This is a genomic window from Pseudomonas sp. B1-22, from assembly GCF_050474425.1.
Lineage (GTDB): Bacteria > Pseudomonadota > Gammaproteobacteria > Pseudomonadales > Pseudomonadaceae > Pseudomonas.
This window is the reverse complement of sequence record NZ_JBCHVH010000001.1, coordinates 568,664-591,437: the sequence shown is the minus strand read 5'-3', so window position 1 is coordinate 591,437 and position 22,774 is coordinate 568,664. Positions and strand designations below refer to the sequence as shown.

19 protein-coding genes are annotated in these 22,774 nt (G+C 64.5%); 6 read left to right on the top strand and 13 right to left on the bottom strand.

The genetic code is table 11. The features are described from left to right. Positions 1-20: 20 nt before the first annotated feature. On the top strand, positions 21-3,305 hold the full coding sequence (locus ACQ5BL_RS02830; protein WP_243805091.1) for a DEAD/DEAH box helicase: 3,285 nt from the start codon (positions 21-23) through the stop codon (positions 3,303-3,305). A 125-nt stretch (positions 3,306-3,430) separates the two neighbouring features. Here the strand turns inward: ACQ5BL_RS02830 and ACQ5BL_RS02825 are convergent, their stop codons facing one another. The 4 genes from ACQ5BL_RS02825 to ACQ5BL_RS02810 all read right to left on the bottom strand — a co-directional run bounded on the left by ACQ5BL_RS02825 (position 3,431) and on the right by ACQ5BL_RS02810 (position 6,617). Further along, a complete protein-coding gene (locus tag ACQ5BL_RS02825; protein ID WP_243805092.1) occupies positions 3,431-4,168 on the bottom strand; it encodes an S-methyl-5'-thioinosine phosphorylase in 738 nt (245 codons plus the stop codon). Between the two features lie 147 nt (positions 4,169-4,315). Further along, positions 4,316-5,314, bottom strand: coding sequence for a beta-N-acetylhexosaminidase (gene nagZ / locus ACQ5BL_RS02820; protein ID WP_243805093.1), 999 nt, complete (start codon positions 5,312-5,314; stop codon positions 4,316-4,318). A gap of 11 nt (positions 5,315-5,325) precedes the next feature. Continuing rightward, on the bottom strand, positions 5,326-5,850 hold the full coding sequence (locus tag ACQ5BL_RS02815; protein WP_243805094.1) for a L,D-transpeptidase: 525 nt from the start codon (positions 5,848-5,850) through the stop codon (positions 5,326-5,328). Between the two features lie 56 nt (positions 5,851-5,906). After that, positions 5,907-6,617 carry a TetR/AcrR family transcriptional regulator gene (locus ACQ5BL_RS02810; RefSeq protein ID WP_243805095.1) on the bottom strand — a complete coding sequence of 237 codons (711 nt, stop codon included), beginning with the start codon at positions 6,615-6,617 and terminating at the stop codon, positions 5,907-5,909. Between the two features lie 253 nt (positions 6,618-6,870). Between ACQ5BL_RS02810 and lexA the strand changes: the two genes are divergently transcribed. Continuing rightward, positions 6,871-7,485 (top strand): transcriptional repressor LexA, encoded by a 615-nt coding sequence (gene lexA, locus ACQ5BL_RS02805; protein WP_207884408.1) that lies wholly within the window; start codon positions 6,871-6,873, stop codon positions 7,483-7,485. A gap of 13 nt (positions 7,486-7,498) precedes the next feature. After that, a complete protein-coding gene (gene sulA, locus ACQ5BL_RS02800) occupies positions 7,499-7,972 on the top strand; it encodes an SOS-induced cell division inhibitor SulA (protein WP_243805096.1) in 474 nt (157 codons plus the stop codon). Between the two features lie 39 nt (positions 7,973-8,011). Here the strand turns inward: sulA and ACQ5BL_RS02795 are convergent, their stop codons facing one another. The 6 genes from ACQ5BL_RS02795 to fadB all read right to left on the bottom strand — a co-directional run bounded on the left by ACQ5BL_RS02795 (position 8,012) and on the right by fadB (position 15,416). Then, positions 8,012-8,251: a hypothetical protein gene (locus tag ACQ5BL_RS02795; RefSeq protein WP_207884406.1), complete on the bottom strand. Its 240-nt coding sequence runs from the start codon at positions 8,249-8,251 to the stop codon at positions 8,012-8,014. A 111-nt stretch (positions 8,252-8,362) separates the two neighbouring features. Beyond that, entirely contained in the window at positions 8,363-8,884 is a 522-nt protein-coding gene (locus ACQ5BL_RS02790) for a DUF6586 family protein (RefSeq protein WP_243805097.1), read from the bottom strand. 68 nt (positions 8,885-8,952) lie between these two features. Next, positions 8,953-11,559 carry a type I DNA topoisomerase gene (gene topA, locus ACQ5BL_RS02785; RefSeq protein ID WP_243805098.1) on the bottom strand — a complete coding sequence of 869 codons (2,607 nt, stop codon included), beginning with the start codon at positions 11,557-11,559 and terminating at the stop codon, positions 8,953-8,955. Between the two features lie 92 nt (positions 11,560-11,651). Next, positions 11,652-11,915, bottom strand: a complete 264-nt coding sequence (locus tag ACQ5BL_RS02780) for a DUF1653 domain-containing protein (protein ID WP_207884403.1) — start codon at positions 11,913-11,915, stop codon at positions 11,652-11,654. 147 nt (positions 11,916-12,062) lie between these two features. After that, a complete protein-coding gene (fadA, locus tag ACQ5BL_RS02775; protein WP_207884402.1) occupies positions 12,063-13,238 on the bottom strand; it encodes an acetyl-CoA C-acyltransferase FadA in 1,176 nt (391 codons plus the stop codon). A 30-nt stretch (positions 13,239-13,268) separates the two neighbouring features. After that, positions 13,269-15,416, bottom strand: a complete 2,148-nt coding sequence (gene fadB, locus ACQ5BL_RS02770; protein WP_243805099.1) for a fatty acid oxidation complex subunit alpha FadB — start codon at positions 15,414-15,416, stop codon at positions 13,269-13,271. A 510-nt stretch (positions 15,417-15,926) separates the two neighbouring features. Here fadB and ACQ5BL_RS02765 point away from each other — a divergent pair. Beyond that, positions 15,927-16,733 carry a hypothetical protein gene (locus ACQ5BL_RS02765; RefSeq protein ID WP_243805100.1) on the top strand — a complete coding sequence of 269 codons (807 nt, stop codon included), beginning with the start codon at positions 15,927-15,929 and terminating at the stop codon, positions 16,731-16,733. A gap of 5 nt (positions 16,734-16,738) precedes the next feature. On the opposite strand, the gene ACQ5BL_RS02760 is transcribed toward ACQ5BL_RS02765, so the two are convergent. Then, complete coding sequence (locus tag ACQ5BL_RS02760) at positions 16,739-17,173, bottom strand: hypothetical protein (RefSeq protein ID WP_243805101.1); 435 nt, start codon at positions 17,171-17,173, stop codon at positions 16,739-16,741. Between the two features lie 71 nt (positions 17,174-17,244). On the opposite strand from ACQ5BL_RS02760, the gene ACQ5BL_RS02755 reads away from it, so the two are divergent. Continuing rightward, a complete protein-coding gene (locus tag ACQ5BL_RS02755) occupies positions 17,245-17,685 on the top strand; it encodes a universal stress protein (RefSeq protein WP_207884398.1) in 441 nt (146 codons plus the stop codon). Between the two features lie 37 nt (positions 17,686-17,722). Here the strand turns inward: ACQ5BL_RS02755 and ACQ5BL_RS02750 are convergent, their stop codons facing one another. Together ACQ5BL_RS02750 and ACQ5BL_RS02745 are read right to left on the bottom strand one after the other, a co-directional pair. Next, positions 17,723-18,403, bottom strand: coding sequence for a DUF6901 family protein (locus ACQ5BL_RS02750; protein ID WP_243805102.1), 681 nt, complete (start codon positions 18,401-18,403; stop codon positions 17,723-17,725). Between the two features lie 320 nt (positions 18,404-18,723). After that, positions 18,724-20,640 carry an ATP-binding cassette domain-containing protein gene (locus ACQ5BL_RS02745; protein WP_243805103.1) on the bottom strand — a complete coding sequence of 639 codons (1,917 nt, stop codon included), beginning with the start codon at positions 20,638-20,640 and terminating at the stop codon, positions 18,724-18,726. Positions 20,641-20,825: 185 nt separating this feature from the next. Here ACQ5BL_RS02745 and ACQ5BL_RS02740 point away from each other — a divergent pair, with 185 nt between their 5' ends. Further along, positions 20,826-22,751, top strand: a complete 1,926-nt coding sequence (locus ACQ5BL_RS02740; protein ID WP_243805104.1) for a transglycosylase SLT domain-containing protein — start codon at positions 20,826-20,828, stop codon at positions 22,749-22,751. The last annotated feature ends 23 nt before the right edge of the window (positions 22,752-22,774 follow it).

Below are 22,774 nucleotides of genomic sequence, written 5' to 3'. Positions count from 1 at the left end.
GCCCCGAAAAAGGCCGCGCCATGGTCCCGTTCGCCGAGCAATTGCAACGCATCCCCTGGCGCCGCCTCTTCCCCGCGATCACCCTGGTACGCGGCGAGGCCTATGCCCGGGAAGGCCGGGCGAGCGTCCTGCGCCTTGCCGAGCGTTCGCTGGAAGGCCTGTGTCGGGGTTCGGACAACAACCGCTATCGCCAGCGGATCAACTTCTCCAGAAGCGGCGACACGCTCGACTGCCAGTGCGACTGCCCGGTCGGATTCGACTGCAAGCATTGCGTGGCCGTGTTGCTGCACCTGCTGGGCGATCAGGCCGCCAACCTCGGCAACGCACCCAAGCCCGCTGCGATAAACGCCCCGGCTCCGGTCGACAGCCTTTCGCCCAGCCTGCAAGCCTGGCTGAACAATGCCCCGGCAGCGCTCAAGGCTCAGCCCGAGAGCCGGGCGCCCCACAACGACCCCTTGCGTTACCAACTGACCAGGAACGGCCGGGTCTTCATCCACTTCACCCAACGCGGCGAGAACGGCCAGCTCCAGGGTTACCCGCGAATCGCCTCCATCGCCCTCGCCCTGGGCCAGGGCGTGACCGAACAGGATCAGCGCATCCTGCTGCACGTGCTCGGAATGGCAGGCGTACCTCCCCATGCCAACGAAGTGAACCTGCAAGGCCGCGACGGCGCCGAACTGCTGGAGCTCATCCTGCGGAACGGACAACTGCTCCTGGAGTTCGAAGTCCTTTCCAGCCCGCTGCGCCTCGGCGAGGAACTGCCCGCCCGGCTCGCCTGGCAACTCCGTGACGATGGCTGCTTCATCGCGGCCTGGGAGACCGACGCGATCTCCAATCCGCAATTGCTGACCCAACTGACGCCCCCCTGGTACGTCGATCGCCAGGGACTGCGGGCCGGACCTCTGCGCCACGAGCTGCCGGATGAACTGGCCAGCTATCTGTCGAGCGCCCCGCCAATTCCGCAGCAGGAGGCCGCACTCTTCAGCCTGCAACTCAGGGCCCTGGCACCACAGGCTCCGCTACCGTTGGCAGCCAATGAGCGACGGCTGGACGTCCAGCCGGTACCCCACCTGCGACTGAGCACCCTGCGCGACGAGACTCGAGGCCATGAGAGCGAGCACCACCAGGCCTGCCTGCTCTTCGCCTACGGCAAGCAACAGGTCCACGGCCCTGTGCGCGGCGGCCAGCCGATCCGCTACCTGGAAGACGGCAGCTTCGTCGTCATCGAACGGCAACCCAAGGCCGAGCAGTCCTTGCGCAAGATGCTGCAGAAACTGGGCCTGAGGAAACTCGACAAGCGCGCCACACCCCGCGATCTGGAGGACCGCTACGAATGCTATCGGCCATCCGACGACGCGCAGTGGGCACCGATCATCCAGCAGTCAGGGAGCCTTCGCACCCAAGGCTGGGTGATCATGATCGACGATGACTTCCCGTTCGACGTCAGCGAAGTCGAAGAGTGGTACGCACATATCGAGGAACAACCCGGCCAGGCCTGGTTCGACCTGGAACTGGGCATCGTGGTCGATGGCCAGCAGGTCAGCCTGCTGCAACCGCTTCTGGAGCTGATCCGGAAAACTCCGCCGACCCTGTTCAAGGGCGCCGACGATGCCGAACTCCCCATCCGCCTCGACGCCCGCCGCCAGGCGGATGGCCGGCCACTGACCGTGAGCCTGCCCGTGGCGCGGGTACGAACAATGCTCCAATTGCTGGAAGGACTGCTGCTGAGCAGCCTGCAGCGTGAGGGAAGCCGCCTGCGGATCCCCAGCACCGATGCCAACCTGCTGACCCAACTCGACGAGCACCCGCTGCGCTGGCAAGGCGGCGAACGCCTGCTGCACCTCGCTCGGCGCCTGCGCCACTATCACCAGCAACCCTGCGCCGCGCCGGAAGGCCTGCAGGCGGAGCTGCGCCCTTATCAACTTCAGGGCCTCGCCTGGATGCAGGCACTGCGCGAGCTGGAGCTCGGCGGCATTCTCGGGGACGACATGGGGCTGGGGAAGACGCTGCAGGTGCTGGCCCACATCCTTGCGGAAAAGCGCGCCGGTCGCCTGGACCGCCCAGCCCTGGTAGTGATGCCCACCAGTCTGGTGGCCAACTGGCAGGACGAGATCGCACGCTTCGCCCCGGAGCTGAGCGTACTCACCCTGCATGGCAGTGCGCGTCACCAACACTTCGACGACCTCGCACAACACGACCTGGTGATCAGCACCTATGCCCTGCTCGCCCGGGACATCGAAACACTGTCCCGGCAACCGCTGCACCTGGTGGTGTTCGACGAAGCGCAATACCTGAAGAACGCCAGCAGCAAATCGGCCCAGGCCGCCACCCGCCTCATGGCCCGGCAACGCCTGTGCCTCACCGGCACGCCGCTGGAAAACCATCTGGGCGAGCTGTGGGCGCTGTTCAACCTGGTGATGCCGGGCTGGCTGGGCGATGTGCGCCATTTCGCGCGACTGTACCGCCATCCCATCGAAAAAGCCGGCGACAACCAGCGCCTGGCGCACCTGAACGCGCGCATCAAGCCCTTCCTGCTGCGGCGCCGCAAGGACCAGGTGGCCACCGAACTGCCACCCAAGAGCGAAATCACCCACCGGGTGGAGCTCGATGAGCGTCAGCGTGACCTCTATGAGACGGTGCGCCTGACCATGGACCGCAAGGTCCGCGAGGAAATACGCCGGAAGGGCCTGGCGAGCAGCCAGATCGTCGTGCTCGACGCCTTGCTCAAACTTCGCCAGGTCTGCTGCGACCCACGGCTGCTGCAGCCGGACTTGCCGGCGACGCATTCCGGCAAGCTCAGCGCCCTACTGGAGATGCTCGACGAACTCCTCGCGGAGGGACGTCGCGTCCTGCTCTTCTCGCAGTTCACTTCGGTGCTCGATCTGATCCAGGAACAGCTACAGGCACGGCACATCCGCTATGCGCTCCTCACCGGCGAAACACGCGACCGTCGCCAGCCGGTGGAGGACTTCCAGCAGGGACGCGTCCCGCTGTTCCTCATTAGCCTGAAGGCCGGTGGCACCGGCCTCAATCTCACCGCCGCCGACACCGTGATCCACTACGATCCGTGGTGGAACCCGGCGGTAGAGCAGCAGGCCACCGACCGCGCCTACCGCATCGGGCAGGACAAGCCCGTGTTCGTCTACAAGCTGATCGCCCGCGGCACCCTGGAAGAAAAGATCCAGCAACTGCAGGCACGCAAGGCGGCACTGGCCGCTGGGGTGCTGGAGGACGGCAAGAACACCGGCCTGCAATTGCAGCAGAGCGATATCGACGCACTCTTCGCGCCGCTGCCGAAACCGTAACGGCGGGATAAAGCGCTTTTGATCCTGTAGGAGCGGATTCATCCGCGATCCACACGGCACGCCGCTGGATCGCGGACAGAGTCCGCTCCTACGGGAATTGCTCCATGAAACTGCTCAGCGCGTATTCAGCTCACCAACACGCGCCCCAGCACCTCGCGCACCTTGCCGATGCCCTCGTGCAGGGCCTGCTCGATCTCGGCCATGGTGATGATTCCGCTGGACTTGCCGGCCGCCGGGTTCACCACCAGTGACAGGCAGGCATAGGGCAGCTCCAGCTCACGGGCCAGGGCGGCTTCGGGCATACCGGTCATGCCGACGATGTCGCAGCCGTCGCGCTCCAGCCTGGCGATTTCCGCCACGGTCTCCAGGCGCGGGCCCTGGGTCGCGGCATAAACACCATGGCTGCTGTACGGATAGCCCAGCGCCTGTAGCGCGGCGATCAGCTTCTGGCGCAGCGCTTCGTCATAGGGATGGCTGAAATCGACGTGGGTGACGTGGTCGATGTCCCCCGCGAAGTAGGTGTGCTCACGCCCCCAGGTGTAATCGACGATCTGGTGCGGCACGCAAAGATGGCCGCTGCCCATCGCCGCATGGATACCTCCCACCGCGTTCACCGCCAGCACTGCCTCGGCACCGGCCTGCTGCAGCGCCCAGAGGTTGGCGCGGTAGTTCACCTGGTGCGGCGGGAAGCGGTGCGGATGGCCATGGCGAGCCAGGAACAGCACCTCGCGGCCGGCAAACTCACCGCGCTGGATGGCCGCCGAGGGCTCGCCGTAGGGCGTGTCCAGAGCAATGGAATCCTTCAGGGTCAGGCCTTCCAGCTGGGTCAGGCCGGTGCCGCCGATGATGGCGTAGACAGTCATGCTTCTATCCTCAAATTGTCCCTGCGATCTCGCGAGCTAGAGCAGAACAAGGCGGAGGGCTGGATCGGACGCGGAGTTGACTTCATGTCAATGAGCAGTCCGATCCAGCCTTCCAACGCCGTTATGCCGACGCGCAGCAGATCGCAATCAATCGATCAGTTGGGCAGCGCGCAGCTCACCGACCGCCTGCTGCCAGCGCGGAAGCTGCTTGTATTCGGTGCCCGGCCAAGCCTTGGCACGCATGCGCTGCAGGCGCTGCGGCGCAGTGACCTTCAGGCGCTGCAGCGCGCTCAGAGCCAGCTCGGCGGAGGCGCGGTCATTGCACACCAGCCCCATGTCGCAGCCTGCCGTCAGCGCGGCCTCGATGCGGTTGGCGGCATCGCCCACCACGTGGGCGCCAGCCATGGACAGGTCATCGCTGAAAATCACGCCGTCGAAGCCCAGCTCGCCGCGCAGGATGTCCTGCAACCAGCGACGCGAAAAACCGGCAGGATTCGGATCGACCTGCGGGTAGATCACATGGGCCGGCATCAGCGCATCCAGCTCGCCGGACAAGCGCTGGAACGGGATCAGGTCGCAGGCCCGGATCTGCTCAAGGCTGCGCTCGTCCTCGGGGATCGCCACGTGGGAATCCGCCTCCGCCCAGCCATGGCCGGGGAAGTGCTTGCCGGTGGCCGCCATGCCGGCGGCGTGCATACCGCGGATGAAGGCGCCGGCCAGCGCAACCGCGCGCTCGGGATTGCCCTCGAAGGCGCGACTGCCGACCACGGCGCTGCGCTGGTGATCCAGGTCCAGCACCGGGGCGAAGCTGAGGTCCAGGCCCACGGCCAGCACCTCGGTCGCCATCAGCCAGCCGCATTGCTCGGCCAGGCGCTCGGCATTGTCGTTATCAGCGATGGCGCGCATCGCCGGCAGGCGCAGGAAGCCCTGGCGCAGGCGCTGCACACGACCGCCTTCCTGGTCCACCGCCAGCAGCAGGTCCGGACGCACCGCGCGGATAGCCGCACAGAGCTCGCGCACCTGGCGCGGTGACTCGATATTGCGGGCGAAGATGATCAGGCCACCGACTTCCGGGTGGCGCAGAATCTGACGGTCCTCGGCGGTCAGCCAGGTGCCGCCGATGTCGAGCATCAGGGAGCCTTGCATGTGCATTCCTTTCAGTTCAGTTGTGGCGCCTGCCAGTCGGGGCAGACGGCCTCTTCGATTCGGACCCGGCAATGGAGGGGAACCCGGGGAAAGAGTTCCAGCAGGTCATCGTTACGCAGGCGGATACAGCCATGGGACAGCGGCGTGCCCATGGGCTCGCAGTCCGGCGTGCCGTGCAGATAGATGTAGCGGCGGAAGGTATCGACCTCGCCCATTCTATTGCGCCCCGGCTCGCAGCCGCTGAGCCAGAGGATGCGGGTGAGAATCCAGTCGCGGCCGGGAGACTCATCGTGCAGCGCCTGGGTCCAGACCTCGCCTGTCCAGCGCCGCCCCTTGAGCACCGCGCCCTTGGGCAGCCCGTCACCGATGCGCGCGCGGACCTGATGCAATCCGCGCGGCGTGCAGCCGGAGCCACTACGCTCGCCGGCGCCATTGACCGCCGTGGAGACCGGCAGGCGCACGCACAGCTGCTCCCCGGCAAAGCCATAGAGCATCTGGTCGGACAGGGAAATATGGAGGAGATCGAGATCAGCCATGGCCGGCTACTTTAGCCGATCAGGCCTGCACCGCCCAGCGCAAAGCCGGGCGTCGTTCAGACCTTGGCGGGTGCGGCGCTCGCCTTGCTGCGCGGCTTGAGCTGCGCCCCGGCCAGCGAAGGATCGCTGACACCGCTGTCGGCGCGCATGCCGGCGGCGAGGAACGGCACCATCAGGCGCATCACCTGCTCGATGGAGGTGTTCACCCCGAAGTCGTTCTCGGCCATCGCGCGCAGCGCCTTGATGCCGGACATGCTGAACACCGCGGTACCCAGCATGAAGTGCACGCGCCAGAACAGCTCCAGCGGCGGCAGGCGCGGTGCGGCTTCGTGCACCAGCAGCATGTAGCGGCGGAACACCTTGCCGTAGACTTCTTCGAGATACTTGCGCAGATGGCCCTGGCTCTGGCTGAAGGCCAGACCGAGCAGGCGCATGAAGATGGACAGGTCGTTGCCACTGCGCGGCTTCACCGCCATGGCCTGGACGACCAGCAGCTCCAGCAGCTCTTCCAGGGTGGCGCGCGGCGCGTCGGGCTTGGCCTGGCGGCGGTCCAGCTCCTTTTCGAGACTGGCGCAGAACGGGCCGAGGAAGCGCGAGAAGACCGCCTGGATCAGCGCCTTCTTCGAGCCGAAGTGATAGTTCACCGCCGCGAGGTTCACCCCCGCCTTGCTGGTGATCAGACGCAAGGAGGTTTCGGCGAAGCCTTTCTCCGCGAACAGCTGTTCCGCAGCATCCAGGATGCGTTCGACGGTTTCCGACTGGGCCATGGCTACTCCGCCTGACAAACACTTGTTTGAAACATACGTTTCAGCCTCTTGTATTGTCAAGCAAAGTGCGACCGATTGTTAACAAAAACATGGGCAATGCGACAAGCTGATTTCAACCTTCAGCAAGACGCTTGCCAGCCCGCACAGGTTACATCTGCCGTTGCAGCACCGACAGCCGCGCGAAATTAGGCATTGCCAGAGCGCCTTCACTGTATATAATTCCAGTCACTGTATAAAAAGCCAGAGTATGGACATGCTGAAGCTGACGCCGCGCCAAGCCGAAATCCTCGCCTTCATCAAACGCTGCCTGGAAGACAACGGCTATCCGCCCACCCGTGCGGAAATCGCCCAGGAACTCGGCTTCAAGTCGCCCAACGCCGCCGAGGAGCATCTGAAGGCCCTCGCCCGCAAAGGCGCCATCGAGATGACCCCGGGCGCCTCCCGTGGCATCCGCATCCCTGGCTTCGAACCCAAGGCCGCCGCCAACGAAGACGAGCTGCCGATAATCGGTCGCGTCGCCGCCGGCGCGCCGATCCTCGCCGAGCAGAACGTCGACGACACCTGCCGGATCAACCCTACCTTCTTCAACCCGCCGGCCGACTACCTGCTGCGCGTGCGCGGGCAGAGCATGAAAGACGTCGGCATCATGGACGGCGACCTGCTCGCCGTGCACGTCACCCGCGAAGCGCGCAACGGCCAGATCGTGGTCGCTCGCCTGGGTGAAGAAGTGACGGTAAAGCGATTCAAGCGCGAAGGCAGCAAGGTCTGGCTGATCGCCGAGAATCCCGAGTTCGCCCCCATCGAGGTCGACCTCAAGGAACAGGAACTGATCATCGAAGGCTTGAGCGTCGGCGTGATCCGTCGCTGAACAGGAGATATCCATGCAGTACCCGCAGCCGCTGAACCTGCCGCAACTCCCGCTGTTCCAGGAAGCACTCTGGGCGAGCGGTACTGCTCCCCTGCTTCCGGAGCTGATGGAAGACGAGCCCGCGGATGACGAACGCGCCTTCAGCGAAATCGCCCTGCGCGGCCTCCCCGGCCAGTGCCTGACACTGCTGGCGCCGATGCTCCGCGAGCTGAGCGAGGAAAGTGACTCCCGCTGGCTGACGCTGATCGCCCCGCCCTCCAGCCTGACTCCGGACTGGCTACGCAAGGCCGGCCTGAACCGCGAACGCATCCTGCTGCTGCCGGCGCGCGACCAGGCCGCCGCACAAGCCCTGGCCTGCGAGGCGCTGCGCCTGGGCAACAGTCATACCGTGGTGAGCTGGCTGAATCTAAACGCCAAGGCGCGCACGCAGCTGTCCCGCGCAGCCGTTACCGGCAAGGCGCAGAGCCTGAACATTCGTCTGGGTTGAAACAGAAGCTTCGCCGCGAATGCGGCGAAGCAGCGGGATTCAGTGCAGGACGCGTGGACCTTCGTCGTCCATGCCCATGTCGCCACCTTCGGCAAGGCGGCCAGCCATCTGCACGCCGACATTGAACATCGCCTTGGCGATTTCGATATGCTGACCCTGCAGGAAGCCTTTGGCGTCAGCGGAGAATTCCAGGGTCACCAGCGACTCCTCATCATCCGCGCGACGCAGCACGATACGCCCGTCAGGCAGCTCTACGATTTCCAGAAATGAGGTTGGCATAGCGAAGGTTCTCCACAGCAGAACCCGTAGTGTAACAGCCACATTCGCTACACCCTAGTGCAACATTCCTCAAGCCGACCGACTGGTCGCAGCTGTGGATCAATGCACCAATCAGAGCTCGGTCAGCGAGGCGCGGAAGCGCAGCACCAGCTCTTTCAGGGATTTCCGCCAGGCTTCTAGCTCGTCGTTGCTCAACTCGACCGGCGCTTCGTCATCGACATTCACCGCCTGGATCAGCGGCTGGGTCGGATCGACCTTGGCCTTCTTCGGCTCGCTCGGCGGCTGGAACAGCGCAGCGTAGGCGGCCAGCAGGCGGCCCAACCATGCTTCCGGCGATTGCGCCAGCTCGACCATTTCCGCCAGCTCCGGGCTCGGGGCGGCGGCCAGCACGTCGGCGTTCAGCAGCATGTCGACGCGCGGCGCGCCCGCCTGCGGCAGGCGGTAGTAACCGGCGATCTCATGGGCCACACCCAGCACCGCACCATAGAGATGGAACAGTGCCGCTTCGCGCTCGGCCTGGATGCGCGCCTGGGCGTTCATCGCGCGGGCCGACTCGGCAGTGCGCCAGGCTTCCAGGGCGAGGCCGGCGAAGAACAGCTTCTGGTTGGTACGGGTATAGAGTTCGTGCGCCATGGCCAGGCCCTCTCGCAATCCACGTCGGCAGTATAAGCACGCCCCGCCTCAGCGGGGCGCGCCTTCCATCAGCGCTTGTCTTCGACCTTCCACTTGCCGCCGTCGAAGAACGCACGCCAGCCGGTGGGTTTGCCGTCGACCTCGGACTGCACGTACTGCTCCTTGGTCTTGCGGCTGAAGCGGATCACCGCCGGGCGGCCATCCGGGTCCTTTGCGGGAGCGGCAAGCAGGAAGTGGTACTTCGGATCCAGCTCATCCTTATGCGGCACCAGTTCGGCCACCAGCGGAGCGCGGGTCTCGCGGTTCTTCGGGAACTGGCTGGCGGCCAGGAACAGGCCGGAAGCGCCGTCACGCAGTACGTAGATGTCGTCCACCTTCTCGCACTTGAGTTCCGGCATGCGGATGGCGTCCATCTTCGGCGGGGCGGGCTCGCCGTTCTTCAGCAGCTTGCGGGTGTTCTTGCAGGTCGGATTGGTGCAACCGAAGAACTTGCCGAAACGGCCGGTCTTGAGCTGCATCTCGCTGCCGCACTTGTCGCATTCCAGGCTCGGGCCTTCGTAGCCCTTGATGCGGTACTGGCCTTCTTCGATCTCGTAGCCGGCGCAGTCCGGGTTGTTGCCGCAGATGTGCAGCTTGCGCTTCTCGTCGACCAGGTAGGCGTCCATCGCGGTGCTGCAGATCGGGCAGCGGTGCTTGCCACGCAGTACGCGGGATTCGGATTCGCCTTCGTCATCCGCAGCGATTTCGTCGCCCGGAATCAGGTTGATCGTGGCCTTGCAGCGCTCTTTCGGCGGCAGGCTGTAGCCCGAGCAGCCGAGGAACACGCCGGTGGAGGCGGTACGGATCATCATCGGCCGGCCGCACTCGCGGCAGGGGATGTCGGTCAGGGTCGGCTGGTTGGCGCGCATGCCGTCGTTGGCGGCTTCGGCCAGGTCGAGCTTCTTGCGGAAGTCGCCGTAGAATTCGTCCAGCAGGTGTTTCCAGTCGCGCTCGCCCTGCGCCACGTCATCGAGGTGCTCTTCCATGCCGGCGGTGAAGCCGTAGTCCATCAGGTTGGAGAAGCTCTCGTTGAGGCGGTCGGTGACGATATCGCCCATCTTTTCCGCGTAGAAACGGCGGTTGTGGGTGGTGACGTAGCCGCGCTCCTGGATGGTGGAGATGATCGCCGCGTAGGTGGACGGACGGCCGATGCCACGCTTTTCCAGTTCCTTGACCAGGCTGGCTTCGGAGAAACGCGCCGGCGGCTTGGTGAAGTGCTGGCTCGGGTCGAGCTTGAGCAGCTTCATGGCTTCGCCCTGGTTCATCTCCGGCAGGACGTCGTCCTCGCCCGGCTTGCTCTGCTGCGGCAGCACCTTGGTGTAACCGTCGAACTTGAGGATGCGGCCCTTGGCGCGCAGCTCGAAGTCACCAGCGGCAACGCTGACGGTGGTGGACAGGTATTCGGCCGGCGGCATCTGGCAGGCCACGAACTGGCGCCAGATCAGGTCGTACAGGCGCTCGGCATCGCGCTCCATGCCCGACAGCTGGGTCGGACGCAGGTTGACGTCGGACGGACGAATCGCTTCGTGCGCTTCCTGGGCGCCTTCCTTGCTGGAATAGAAGTTCGGCTTGGCCGGCAGGTATTTCTTGCCGAACTCGCTGTCGATGAAGCCACGCACCATATCGATGGCGTCGGCCGACAGGTTGGTCGAGTCGGTACGCATGTAGGTGATGTAGCCGGCTTCGTAGAGACGCTGGGCCATCATCATGGTCTTCTTCACCCCGAAGCCCAGGCGGTTGCTCGCGGCCTGCTGCAGGGTGGAGGTGATGAACGGGGCCGAGGGCTTGCTGGAGGTCGGCTTGTCCTCGCGCTTGGAGACGCTGTAGCTGGACGCCTTGAGCTTCTCCAGGGCGGCCATGGCCTGGGCTTCGTTCAGCGGCTTGAAGGCTTCACCCTTCTCGCGCACCACTTCGAAGCGGACCTTGTCGTTCTTCGGCGTGCCGAGATCGGCATGCACTTCCCAGTATTCTTCCGGGACGAAGGCACGGATCTCGCGCTCACGCTCGACCACCAGCTTCACCGCCACCGACTGCACGCGGCCGGCGGAAAGGCCGCGGGCGATCTTCGCCCACAGCAGCGGCGAGACCATGTAGCCCACCACGCGATCGAGGAAGCGGCGCGCCTGCTGGGCGTTCACGCGGTTGATGTCCAGCTCGCCGGGCTGGGAGAAGGCCTCCTGGATGGCCTTCTTGGTGATTTCGTTGAAGACCACGCGCTTGTAGCGCGAGTCATCGCCGCCGATGGCCTCGCGCAGGTGCCAGGCAATGGCCTCCCCTTCGCGGTCCAAGTCGGTTGCGAGATAGATGGTGTCGGCATCCTTGGCCAGGCGGCGCAGCTCGTCGATCACCTTTTCCTTGCCGGGCAGGATCTCGTACTTGGCCTTCCAGCCGTGCTCCGGATCGACGCCCATGCGGGTGAAGAGCTGGCGCTTGGCCTTCTCCTTCGGCGACAGGGCCGGCGCTTCAGCTGCCGTCTTGCGCGCTTTGGCCGCAGGCTCCTTCGAAGCGGAAGAGCCGCTGGTGGGCAGGTCGCGGATGTGGCCGATGCTCGACTTCACCACGTACTGGTTGCCCAGGTACTTGTTGATGGTCTTGGCCTTGGCCGGTGATTCCACGATGACCAGCGATTTACCCATGGATCGGAATATTCCTGCGTCGAAAAGATGAATAAATAAGGAGGGAGGCGCTTGGAGCGGCACCGCTATATATAGTGGCGGTCACGCCAAGGTCAAGCTTGGGTTTCGCCGGACGGGCCTTCCTGGAGACCCAGCGGGTCGTTTTCCGCGCTGACCAGGGCGAAGCGCGGAACCCGCTCGCCGTTCACTTCCACCGCCTCGGTGAACATGCTCAGTGGACGAACCCAGAGGCCGAATTCACCGTACAGCGCCTGGTAGATCACCAGCGTCTCTTCGGTCTCGGAATGCCGTGCCACACCCAGCACACGGTACTGCTGCCCCTTGTAGTGTCGATACAGTCCGGTCTGCAGTTGCATGGGTCGTCCTCTTGCGGCTGGCAGAAAAAAGGCCGCGATTGTCCATGTTGCCCTCGTCCCCGGCAATCCCCACCGGGCGGGGCCGAAAAACAAAAGCCGGGGCACAAGGCCCCGGCTCGTCCATCTTCGACAGCGTAGACGGGATCGTCAGATGCGTTCGAAGACGGTGGTGATGCCCTGGCCGAGGCCCACGCACATGGTGGACACGCCCAGGGTACCGCCGTTCTGCTTCATCACGTTCAGCAGGGTGCCGGAGATGCGCGCACCGGAGCAGCCGAACGGGTGACCCAGGGCGATGGCGCCGCCGTGCAGGTTGACCTTCTCGTCCATCTTGTCGAGCACCTTGAGGTCCTTCAGCACCGGCAGGGCCTGTGCGGCGAAGGCTTCGTTGAGCTCGAAGAAATCGATGTCGTTGACGGTCAGGCCGGCGCGCTTGAGCGCCTTGTTGGTCGACGGAACCGGACCGTAGCCCATGATCGCCGGATCGACGCCAGCAACGGCCATGGCGCGAACCACGGCCATCGGCTGGATGCCCAGGTCCTGGGCGCGCTGGGCGCTCATCACGATCATGCAGGAAGCGCCGTCGGTGATCTGCGAGGAAGTACCCGCGGTCACGGTGCCGCCTTTCGGGTTGAACGCCGGCTTCAGGGCCGCCAGGCTTTCCAGGGTGGTGTCCGGACGGATGGTTTCGTCGAAGTCGAAGACCTTCAGGAAGCCGTTTTCGTCGTAGCCTTCCATCGGGATGATTTCGTCCTTGAACTTGCCTTCCTGGGTCGCTTTCCAGGCCAGCTGGTGCGAACGCACACCGAACTTGTCCTGCGCCTCGCGGGTGATGCCATGCATCTTGCCCAGCATTTCGGCGGTCAGGCCCATCATGCCGGACGCCTTGGCGGCATACAGCGACAGGTGCGGGTTCGGGTCGACGCCGTGCATCATGCCGACGTGGCCCATGTGCTCCACGCCGCCGATGACGAAGACGTCACCGTTGCCGGTCTGGATCGCCTGCACGGCGGTGTGCAGGGCGCTCATGGACGAACCGCACAGGCGGCTGACGGTCTGGCCGGCACTGGTGTGCGGGATCTGGGTCATCAGCGACGCCATGCGCGCGATGTTCCAGCCCTGCTCCAGGGTCTGGTTCACGCAGCCCCAGATCACGTCCTCGACTTCCGCCGGGTCGATCTTCGGGTTGCGCTCCAGGACTTTGCTGATCAGGTGCGCGGACATGGTCTCCGCGCGGGTGTTGCGGTGCATGCCACCCTTCGAACGGCCCATCGGGGTGCGGCCGAAGTCGACAATGACGGCGTCTCTCGGATTCAGGCTCATAAATTCACTCTCGCTCTATTCGTTGCGCACTCAACCGAAGAACTTCTGGCCGTTCTTGGCCATTTCACGCAGCTTCGCGGTCGGGTGGTACAGCGCACCCAGGTCGGCGTACTTGTCGGCCAGTGCGACGAATTCGGCCACACCGATGGAGTCGATGTAACGCAGGGCACCGCCACGGAAGGGAGGGAAGCCGATGCCGTAGATCAGGCCCATATCGGCCTCGGCAGCGGTCTCGACAATGCCGTCTTCCAGGCAGCGCACGGTTTCCATGCACAGCGGGATCATCATGTAGTTGATGATGTCCTCGTCGGTCAGCTCGCGCTCTTCGACAACGATGGACTTCAGCAGCTCATAAGCCTGCGGATCAGAGACTTTCTTAGGCTTGCCGCGCTTGTCGGTCTCGTAGGCGTAGAAGCCCTTGCCGTTCTTCTGGCCCAGGCGATTGGCGTCGTACATCACGTCGACAGCGGTCTTGCCTTCCACGGCCATGCGGTCCGGGAAGCCTTCAGCCATCACGTCGCGGCCGTGGTGGCCGGTGTCGATGCCGACCACGTCGGACAGGTAGGCCGGGCCCATGGGCCAGCCGAACTTCTCCATGACCTTGTCGATGCGCACGAAGTCCACGCCGAAGCCCAGCAGCTTGGAGAAGCCGCCGAAGTACGGGAACAGCACTCGGTTGACCAGGAAGCCGGGGCAGTCATTCACCACGATGGGGTTCTTGCCCATCTTCTTGGCGTAGGCCACGGTGGTGGCGACGGCGACGTCGCTGGACTTCTCGCCACGGATGACTTCGACCAGCGGCATCATGTGCACCGGGTTGAAGAAGTGCATGCCGACGAAGTTTTCCGGGCGCTTGAGCGCCTTGGCCAGCAGGTTGATGGAGATGGTGGAGGTGTTGGATGCGAGCACCGCATCTTCCTTCACCACGCCTTCAACTTCAGCCAGAACGATCTGTTTGACCTTCGGATTCTCGACCACGGCTTCGACAACGATGTCGACATTGCCGAAGTCGCCGTAGGACATGGTCGGGCGAATGGCATTCAGGGCCTCGGCCATCTTGGCCGGGGTCATGCGGCCTTTTTCGACGCGCTTGCCCAGCAGCTTCGAGGCTTCGTTCAGCCCCATCTGGATACCCTCTTCGCGGATATCCTTCATCAGGATCGGAGTGCCCTTGGAAGCGGACTGGTAGGCGATGCCGCCACCCATGATGCCGGCGCCCAGTACGGCGGCCAGTTTCACGTCCTTGGCGATCTCGTCGTACTGCTTGGCCTTCTTCTTCAGGTCCTGGTCGTTCAGGAACAAGCCGATCAGGCTCTGCGCAACCGAGGTCTTGGCCAGTTTCACGAAGCCCTGGGCTTCGATTTCCAGCGCCTTGTCACGGCCGAAGTTGGCGGCTTTCTGGATCGACTTGATGGCTTCGACCGGAGCCGGGTAGTTCGGGCCGGCCTGGCCAGCGACGAAGCCCTTGGCGGTTTCGAAGGCCATCATCTGCTCGATGGCGTTCAGCTTGAGCTTTTCCAGCTTCGGCTGACGGCGGGCCTTGTGATCCAGCTCGCCGGAAATGGCGCGCTTGACCAGGTCCAGGGCGGCGGCTTGCAGCTGCTCGGGAGCCACGACGGCGTCGACGGCGCCGACTTTCAGCGCGTCTTCAGCCTTGTTTTCCTTGCCCGAGGCAATCCACTCGACCGCGTTGTCGCAGCCGATGAGGCGCGGCAGGCGCACGGTGCCGCCGAAGCCCGGGTAGATGCCCAGCTTCACTTCCGGCAGGCCGACCTTGGCGGTGGCGCTCATGACACGGAAGTCGGCAGCCAGGCACATTTCCAGACCGCCGCCCAGGGCGATGCCGTTGATCGCGGCCACGGTGGGAACGTTCAGGTCTTCGAAGTCGCTGAAGATCTTGTTGGCTTCGAGGTTGCCGGCCAGCAGCTCTTCGTCGGGCAGCTTGAAGTTGTCGACGAACTCGGTGATGTCGGCGCCGACGATGAACACGCCCTTGCCGCTGGTCACGATCACGCCCTTGACGGACGCATCGGCCTTGATGGTATCGACTGCTTGGCGCAGTTCATTCAGGGTGAGTCGGTTGAACTTGTTGACGGACTCGCCCTTGAGGTCGAAATTCAGTTCGACGATGCCGCTCTCAAGAGCCTTAACCGTGATGGCTTTACCTTGGTAAATCATCAACTGATCTCCACGCTAGGGAAGCTTGAAATCACACGTCGGACGCCGTGTATCGAGACTGCCCGGCAGTCGCCGAGGATAGTCCCAAAGCTGGCGGCACACCCGCCGACGCGATAGCCGGGGCGTTCTGACCGAGTCATCGCATGATGCAAACGCTCGATTCATACGCCCGTTTGATTTGGGTGTGCCCACCTTCTAGGAAAAGCCGTTGCTTGTCAATCGGCGAGACGCAACAGTCGCAAAGCGGCCGGAACGTCTGGGCCGGAGCATTCAGCAAGCTCACCCACCTCTATTCACCACACCTATCGTGACAATTTGCATCTGGCACCTGCGTACCGGAAAGCTCGGTATACAACTGTTCAAACGCGGGAGCGCACGTTAGAGTCCGACGGCAATGGCGATCTGCCTGCTGCCGTCGGACGAAAGGACATCGCCCGCCGGCCAGCCCGGACCGCCTGGAACCTGTGGAACACAACAACAAGAAGCCCATGGCTCCAAGGAGATGGAACGATGACAAGCCGTTCGCTTGTACGTCTATTGTCTGCATTCGCACTTACTGCCCTCCCCCTCTTCGCCATGGCGGATGCCGCCAGCGACCTGCTCAGCCTCCACCAGATGCGCCTGGCCGCCCAGCGCAGCCTGGGGGACTTCTTCATGTTCAATGCGATGGAAGGCGACCAGAAGTACGCACGGCTGGTGGAGGCGTCCTCACAGAGTGCCGGCGAAGCGCTGGGCAAGCTGGGGACCATGCCCGGCACCGAATCCACGAAACTCAAGGCGCAACTCCAGGACCAGTGGAAAGTCTATGCGGCCCAATTGCAGACGCTGACCGGCGCGCTGGACAAGAGCGGCTATACGGACCTGCAGCCAGTGGCCGACCTCGCGACGCAGAACCGCAAGCTGCTGGAGACCGCCGACCAGCTCTACACGAAGATCCAGGATGAAAGCGGCAGCAAGGTCCCGCCGCTGACCCAGCAGACCCGTGAGCAGAGCCTGCTGATGCAGGACATCGCCGTAGACTACGCCTCGCGCAACGCCTCGGTCGGCGCGAGCTTCTTCGGCGGCGGCGAGGAGCGACCGCTGGATGACCTGGCCAACCGTTTCGCGATCAATCTGGTGAAGCTGCAGCAGGCGCCGCAGACCACGCCGGAGATCGGCAAGACGCTGCGCTCGGTGGCAATCAAATGGCATTACATCGAGAAGTCGCTGCAGAACTACAACAAGAACAGCGTGCCCTTCCTGATCAACAAGTATTCCGACCGCATCATCGAAGACCTGGAGGCCGTCTCCAGTCTCTACGCGGCGCAGCAGAGCTGATCGCGTCAGGCATGCTGCTTGAGGAAATCGGCGACCCGTTGCAGGTCCCCGCTGTCGCCCCGCTCGCCCCAGTACAGCGCCAGGAACTGGGGCGTCGCCTCGACCATGTAGACATCCTTCGGCAGGCCGGCCAGCGCTTGGGCCAACTCGCCCGTGGCGCTCGCCTCGCGCCAGCGGTCCAGCCACACGCCCGGCTCGCTCTGCCAGTAACACCAGGCATCCCGGTTCCTGCCACGGGCGCGGTGGTACTGCGCGCACTGGCGTGGCGGCTGCCGCTCCATCCAGTGCGGCCATTCCTGGCGCGCGATCTGCATGGCCAGCCCAAGCCGCCGCGCCTGCAGGCGCAGGTCCATCTGCCCACGCTGGCCCCGCGAGGGAATCAGCCAGGTCAGCGGGCTGAGCACCAGCGCAATGAGCAGGATCACCATCCAAACGGTCATATCGGGTATACCGGTCAAACATGGCCAATCGGGCCATACTGATACTAACAAGTCCCCCGGAGGAGACGCTCATGCCCTACCAACACATTCTGGTCGCCGTCGACCTGACTGAAGAATGCGATCCGGTGATGAAGCGAGCCGTTGCGCTGGCCAAGGCCAACGACGCCCGGCTCTCGGCGGTGCATGTCGTCGAGCCCATGGCGATGGCCTTCGGCGGCGATGTGCCGATGGACCTGTCGATGCTGCAACAGCAGCAGTTCGACCAGGCCAAGGAACGCCTGCACCAGTTCACCCTCACCTACTCGGAAATCACCAGCTCCCAGTGCCACCTGGTCTACGGCCAGCCACGCCAGGAAATCCACCGCCTAGCCGATGAGCAGGGCTGCGACCTGATCGTGGTCGGCAGCCATGGCCGTCACGGTCTCGCCCTGCTGCTGGGCTCCACCGCCAACGACGTGCTGCACGGTGCGCCCTGCGACGTCCTCGCCGTCCGCCTGCAGAAAACCAGCTGATCGATACGGCGGGCCCCAGGGCCCGCCGCGTCCCGCCTCAGAGCATATCGCCGCTCATCAGCAGCGGACGCACCTTCTGCAACTGCGCCTCCAGCGAGTAGCTCATGCTCGACGCCATGGAGAAGAAGCTGAGGAAGGCCTTCAGGTTCGAGTCGCTCTCGCAGGTTTCGTGGATGCGCTGCCAGAACGCCTGGTTTACCAGCTGCAACTGCTGGAACTGCTTCACCAGCCCCTTCAGCTCCCAGTCCGCATGCCGCCCTTCGCGGAAGTTGAAGTACTGCCGCATCAGGTACAGCGACACTGCCCGCAGGATGAACTCCTGGTTGCTGGCAAACGGCAGGTGCTGCTGCGCCATGGGCTTGAGCTTGCTCAGCAGCGGGCAGGCGCTGGTCGCCATGATCACCCCGAGCAGCGCGCGCAGGCCCTCTTCCAGGCCCGCGTGCTTGATGTACTCACGCTCCGGCGTACGCACCTGCACCGAGGCTTTCTTGAAGGCCGGCAGGCCGCGAAAATCCTCGATCACCTGGTGCAGGTCCACTGCCGCGGGACAATGGCTGCACTGCTGCGCGCTCAGCGGGCAGTTGCTGCACTGGTTGTACTCAAGGCGCGTCCAGCGCGGGGCCTGGGCGGCAGCTTCCGGGTCGTAACGGCGGTCCACTTCGATGCGGTAACTGAACTCGTGCTCATCATCCAGGGTGATGCGGTAATCGATTGCCATTCGGCCATCCCTAAGAACCTATCCAAAATCTGCTGCACGTCGGCATAACGGCGTTAAAAACAGGCTCGGAAGCCGCTTGCGGCTAACGCACGTCAGTGCGGCCCCGAAGGGGCGAGCGTAGCGAGTCATGCTCATTTACAGCTCGTAAACTCCGCTTCCTCGCCTGTTTGACTCGCTGGCGCTCGCCCTTCGGGCCAGCCTTCGGCTGTTACTCCCGCTGGTCGTTGCGCCTTGTTCTGCTCTAGCTCGCAAGATTTTGAACAGGCTCTAAACAGTCTTTGATCAGCGACACGCACGGGCACATCGCCGGACCGAACGGATCACTCCTCCAGTTCGGCCCAGCGCTCGATCAACCGGTCCAGCTCTTCCTGCAGGGAGCTCAGGCGCGCCAGGGCAGCCTGGGTTTCACCCTGCGGGCGCTGGTAGAAGTCCGGCGACGCGGTTTCTTCCTGCAGCGCGGCCATTTCGGCCTCCAGGGCGTCGATCTGCCCGGGGATGGCTTCCAGCTCGCGCTGCAGCTTGTAGCTCAGTTTTTTCTTCGGCGCGGCGGCTTCCGCCGTGGCGCTGGCTGCCGCTGCCGGTTGCACCGGGGCAGGTTCGGCAGCGGGCTTGTCGCCCTTCTCCTCACCCACGCCCAGCAATTTGGGCGAGCCGCCCTGGCGCAGCCAGTCCTGGTAGCCACCGACGAACTCGCGCACACGCCCCTCGCCTTCGAACACCAGCGTGCTGGTCACCACGTTGTCAAGGAAGGCCCGGTCGTGGCTGACCATCAGTACGGTGCCGTCGAAGGTCAGCAGCACCTCTTCCAGCAGTTCCAGGGTTTCCACGTCCAGGTCGTTGGTCGGTTCATCCAGCACCAGCAGGTTGGCCGGCTTGCTGAACAGCTTCGCCAGCAACAGGCGTGCCCGTTCGCCACCGGACAGCGCTTTCACCGGGGTGCGGGCGCGTTGCGGGGAGAACAGGAAATCGCCCAGGTAGCTGAGTACGTGGCGGTTCTGCCCATTGATGGTGATGAATTCGCGACCTTCGGAAATGTTGTCGATGACGGTCTTTTCCGGCTCCAGCTGGTGACGCAACTGGTCGAAATAGGCCACTTCCAGTCGGGTACCTTCCTTGACGGTGCCGGAGGTCGGCTGCAGGTCGCCCAGCAGCAGCTTGAGCAGTGTGGTCTTGCCGGTGCCGTTGGCACCCAGCAGGCCGATGCGGTCGCCGCGCTGCAGCACCAGGGAGAAATCACGGATCAGCGCCGGGCCGCCCGGGTGAGCGAAGCCGGCATTTTCGACGACGATCACCTGCTTGCCGGACTTCTCCGCCGTCTCCAGCTGGAAGCTGGCCTTGCCCTGGCGCTCGCGGCGCTCGGCGCGCTCGTTACGCATCGCCTTGAGCGCGCGCACGCGGCCTTCGTTACGGGTACGACGGGCCTTGATGCCCTGGCGAATCCACACTTCTTCCTGGGCCAGGCGTTTGTCGAACAGCGCGTTGGCGGCCTCTTCCGCTGCCAGCTCCTGCTCCTTGTGCACCAGGAAGCTGGCGTAGTCGCCGTTCCAGTCGATCAGGTGGCCGCGATCCAGTTCGAGGATGCGGGTGGCCACGGCCTGCAGGAAGGCGCGGTCGTGGGTGATGAACAGCACGGCGCCGGGGAAGTCGGCCAGGGCGTTTTCCAGCCAGGCGATGGCACCGATGTCCAGGTGGTTGGTCGGCTCGTCCAGCAGCAGCAGGTCGGGCTCGGCGACCAGTGCCTGGGCCAGCAGCACGCGGCGGCGCCAGCCACCGGACAGCTCGGCGAGAGTCTTGTCGGCCGGCAGCTGCAGGCGGCTCAGGGTGGTGTCTACCAGTTGCCCCAGGCGCCAGCCATCGCGGGCTTCCAGTTCCTGCTGGACGCGGGCCAGCTTGGCCAGGTCGTCCTCGTTCTCGATGTGCAGGCTCAGGTGGTGATAACGCGCCAGCAGCTCGCCGACTTCGGCCAGGCCTTCGGCCACCACGTCGTAGACGGTACGGTCATCGGCGCGCGGCAGTTCCTGGGGCAGCTCGCCGATCTTCAGCGAAGGCGCGCGCCAGATATCGCCGTCGTCGGGCTTCTGCTCGCCTTTGACCAGCTTGAGCATGCTCGACTTGCCGGTGCCATTGCGGCCGATGACGCAGACCCGCTCGCCCCGGGCGATCTGCCAGGACACCTTGTCCAACAAGGGCGTAGTGCCAAAGGCAAGGGACACATCGGTGAACTTCAGCAGGGTCATGGGGCATCTCCACAAGCAGGGCGCGCAGTTTACGGGAAAGCGCGGAAAAGTCAGAGGGTTGCGCGCAATCATCGACTGCCGCTCAGCAGCCTTGGATGGCGCTTTCACCACCCCGGCGCAACGGCTAAGCTACCGGCAGCGGCGCGAGCCTTCGCCCGCCCTCCGATCATCATCACGGAAGTGCCATGCGCGGTCGTCTTTTCACACTGTTGTCCTGTTTCGTCCTCAGCCTGTCCGCCCACACGGCCAACGCAGCGTCCCTGTCCCAGCAGCGCCAGATGTACGACGAGGCGCAAAAAGCCCTCGCCCGCAATGACAGCGGCCCCTACTTCCGCTACCAGTCGGCGCTCGCCGATTATCCGCTGGAACCCTACCTGGCCTATGACGAGCTGACCAACCGTCTGAAAAGCGCCAGCAACGCCGAGATCGAACGCTTCATCAGCGAGCACGGCGACCTGCCGCAGATCAACTGGCTGAAACTGCGCTGGATGCGCCAATTGGCCGACCGCGGCGACTGGCCCACCTTCGTCACCTATTACGATCCGAAGATGAATTTCACCGAGCTGGATTGCCTCTACGGCCAGTACCAGCTCGGCCATGGCGACAAGGCCGAAGGCTACGCCACCGCCGAAAAACTCTGGCTGGTGGGCAAGCCGCAGCCTGACGCCTGCGACACCACCTTCGCCCTGTGGCAGGCCGACGGGCAGCTCACCGAAGAGAAGGTCTGGAAGCGCCTGAAGCTCGCCGCCGAGGCCCGCAACTATGGCCTGGCGACCACCCTGTCGAAACGCCTGCCGACCCTGGGCAGCCAGGGCGCGCTGATGGTCAGCGTGGCGCAGAACCCCTCCCAGGTCAGCCAGACCACGCGCTTCACTGCCCGTGACCATGCCACCGCCGACGTGGTTGGCCTGGGTCTGCGCCGCCTGGCCAAGCAGGACCCGGAAAGGGCCATCGGCCTGCTCGACTACTACAGCTCGGTACTGCCCTTCTCCAGCGACGAGAAAGTTTCCATCGCCCGCGAGATCGGCCTGAGCCTGGCGCGCAGCTACGACTCGCGCGCCTTGCCGCTGATGGAGAAGTACGACCCGCAACTGCGCGACAACACCGTCACCGAATGGCGCCTGCGCCTGCTGCTGCGCCTGGGCCGCTGGGAAGACGCCTACGAGCTGACCCGTGCGCTGCCGCCGGAACTGGCCGACACCAACCGCTGGAAGTACTGGAAGGCGCGTGCCCTGCAACTGGCGCAGCCGCAGAACCAGCAGGCCATCAGCCTGTACAAGCCGGTGGCCGATGAGCGCGACTTCTACGGCTTCCTCGCCGCCGACCGGATCAATGCGCCCTACCACCTGAACAACCGCCCCGTCTCACCCGATGCCGGCACCCTGCTGCGCGTGCGCAACGCCCCGTGCACGCGCCGCGCCCTGGAGTTCTATGCCCGTGGCGAGATCATCAACGCCCGTCGCGAGTGGTACCACGCCGCCCGCCACCTGAGCCACGACGAACTGCTGGCCCAGGCGAAGATCGCCTATGACATGCAGTGGTACTTCCCGGCGATCCGCGCGATCAGCCAGGCCAAGTACTGGGACGACCTGGACATCCGTTTCCCCATGGCGCACCGCAACACCCTGGTGCGCGAGGCGCGCAATCGCGGCCTGCATTCGAGCTGGGTGTTCGCCATCACCCGCCAGGAGAGCGCCTTCATGTCCGATGCGCGCTCGGGCGTCGGCGCCACCGGCCTGATGCAGCTGATGCCGGGCACCGCCAAGGAAACCGCGAAGCGCTTCGGCATCCCGCTGGCCTCGCCGCAACAGCTGATCCTGCCGGACGTGAACATCCAGCTCGGCGCCGCCTACCTCAGCCAGGTGCACGCCCAGTTCAACGGCAACCGCGTATTGGCCACCGCGGCCTACAACGCCGGCCCCGGACGCGTGCGCCAGTGGCTGAAGGATGCGCGCCACCTGGCCTTCGACGTCTGGGTAGAGACCATCCCGTTCGACGAGACCCGCACCTACGTGCAGAACGTGCTGTCCTACGCGGTGATCTACGGGCAGAAGCTCAACGCCCCGCAGCCCATCGTCGACTGGCACGAGCGCTTCTTCGACGAACTCTGATCCACTCCCCGCCCGGCACCCGC

Coding starts and splice junctions, on each gene's coding strand:
- ACQ5BL_RS02830 (WP_243805091.1), top strand. CDS start 21: ATGGTCCCGTTCGCCGAGCAATTGCAACGCATCCCCTGGCGCCGCCTC.
- ACQ5BL_RS02825 (WP_243805092.1), bottom strand. CDS start 4,168: ATGACTGTCTACGCCATCATCGGCGGCACCGGCCTGACCCAGCTGGAA.
- nagZ (WP_243805093.1), bottom strand. CDS start 5,314: ATGCAAGGCTCCCTGATGCTCGACATCGGCGGCACCTGGCTGACCGCC.
- ACQ5BL_RS02815 (WP_243805094.1), bottom strand. CDS start 5,850: ATGGCTGATCTCGATCTCCTCCATATTTCCCTGTCCGACCAGATGCTC.
- ACQ5BL_RS02810 (WP_243805095.1), bottom strand. CDS start 6,617: ATGGCCCAGTCGGAAACCGTCGAACGCATCCTGGATGCTGCGGAACAG.
- lexA (WP_207884408.1), top strand. CDS start 6,871: ATGCTGAAGCTGACGCCGCGCCAAGCCGAAATCCTCGCCTTCATCAAA.
- sulA (WP_243805096.1), top strand. CDS start 7,499: ATGCAGTACCCGCAGCCGCTGAACCTGCCGCAACTCCCGCTGTTCCAG.
- ACQ5BL_RS02795 (WP_207884406.1), bottom strand. CDS start 8,251: ATGCCAACCTCATTTCTGGAAATCGTAGAGCTGCCTGACGGGCGTATC.
- ACQ5BL_RS02790 (WP_243805097.1), bottom strand. CDS start 8,884: ATGGCGCACGAACTCTATACCCGTACCAACCAGAAGCTGTTCTTCGCC.
- topA (WP_243805098.1), bottom strand. CDS start 11,559: ATGGGTAAATCGCTGGTCATCGTGGAATCACCGGCCAAGGCCAAGACC.
- ACQ5BL_RS02780 (WP_207884403.1), bottom strand. CDS start 11,915: ATGCAACTGCAGACCGGACTGTATCGACACTACAAGGGGCAGCAGTAC.
- fadA (WP_207884402.1), bottom strand. CDS start 13,238: ATGAGCCTGAATCCGAGAGACGCCGTCATTGTCGACTTCGGCCGCACC.
- fadB (WP_243805099.1), bottom strand. CDS start 15,416: ATGATTTACCAAGGTAAAGCCATCACGGTTAAGGCTCTTGAGAGCGGC.
- ACQ5BL_RS02765 (WP_243805100.1), top strand. CDS start 15,927: ATGACAAGCCGTTCGCTTGTACGTCTATTGTCTGCATTCGCACTTACT.
- ACQ5BL_RS02760 (WP_243805101.1), bottom strand. CDS start 17,173: ATGACCGTTTGGATGGTGATCCTGCTCATTGCGCTGGTGCTCAGCCCG.
- ACQ5BL_RS02755 (WP_207884398.1), top strand. CDS start 17,245: ATGCCCTACCAACACATTCTGGTCGCCGTCGACCTGACTGAAGAATGC.
- ACQ5BL_RS02750 (WP_243805102.1), bottom strand. CDS start 18,403: ATGGCAATCGATTACCGCATCACCCTGGATGATGAGCACGAGTTCAGT.
- ACQ5BL_RS02745 (WP_243805103.1), bottom strand. CDS start 20,640: ATGACCCTGCTGAAGTTCACCGATGTGTCCCTTGCCTTTGGCACTACG.
- ACQ5BL_RS02740 (WP_243805104.1), top strand. CDS start 20,826: ATGCGCGGTCGTCTTTTCACACTGTTGTCCTGTTTCGTCCTCAGCCTG.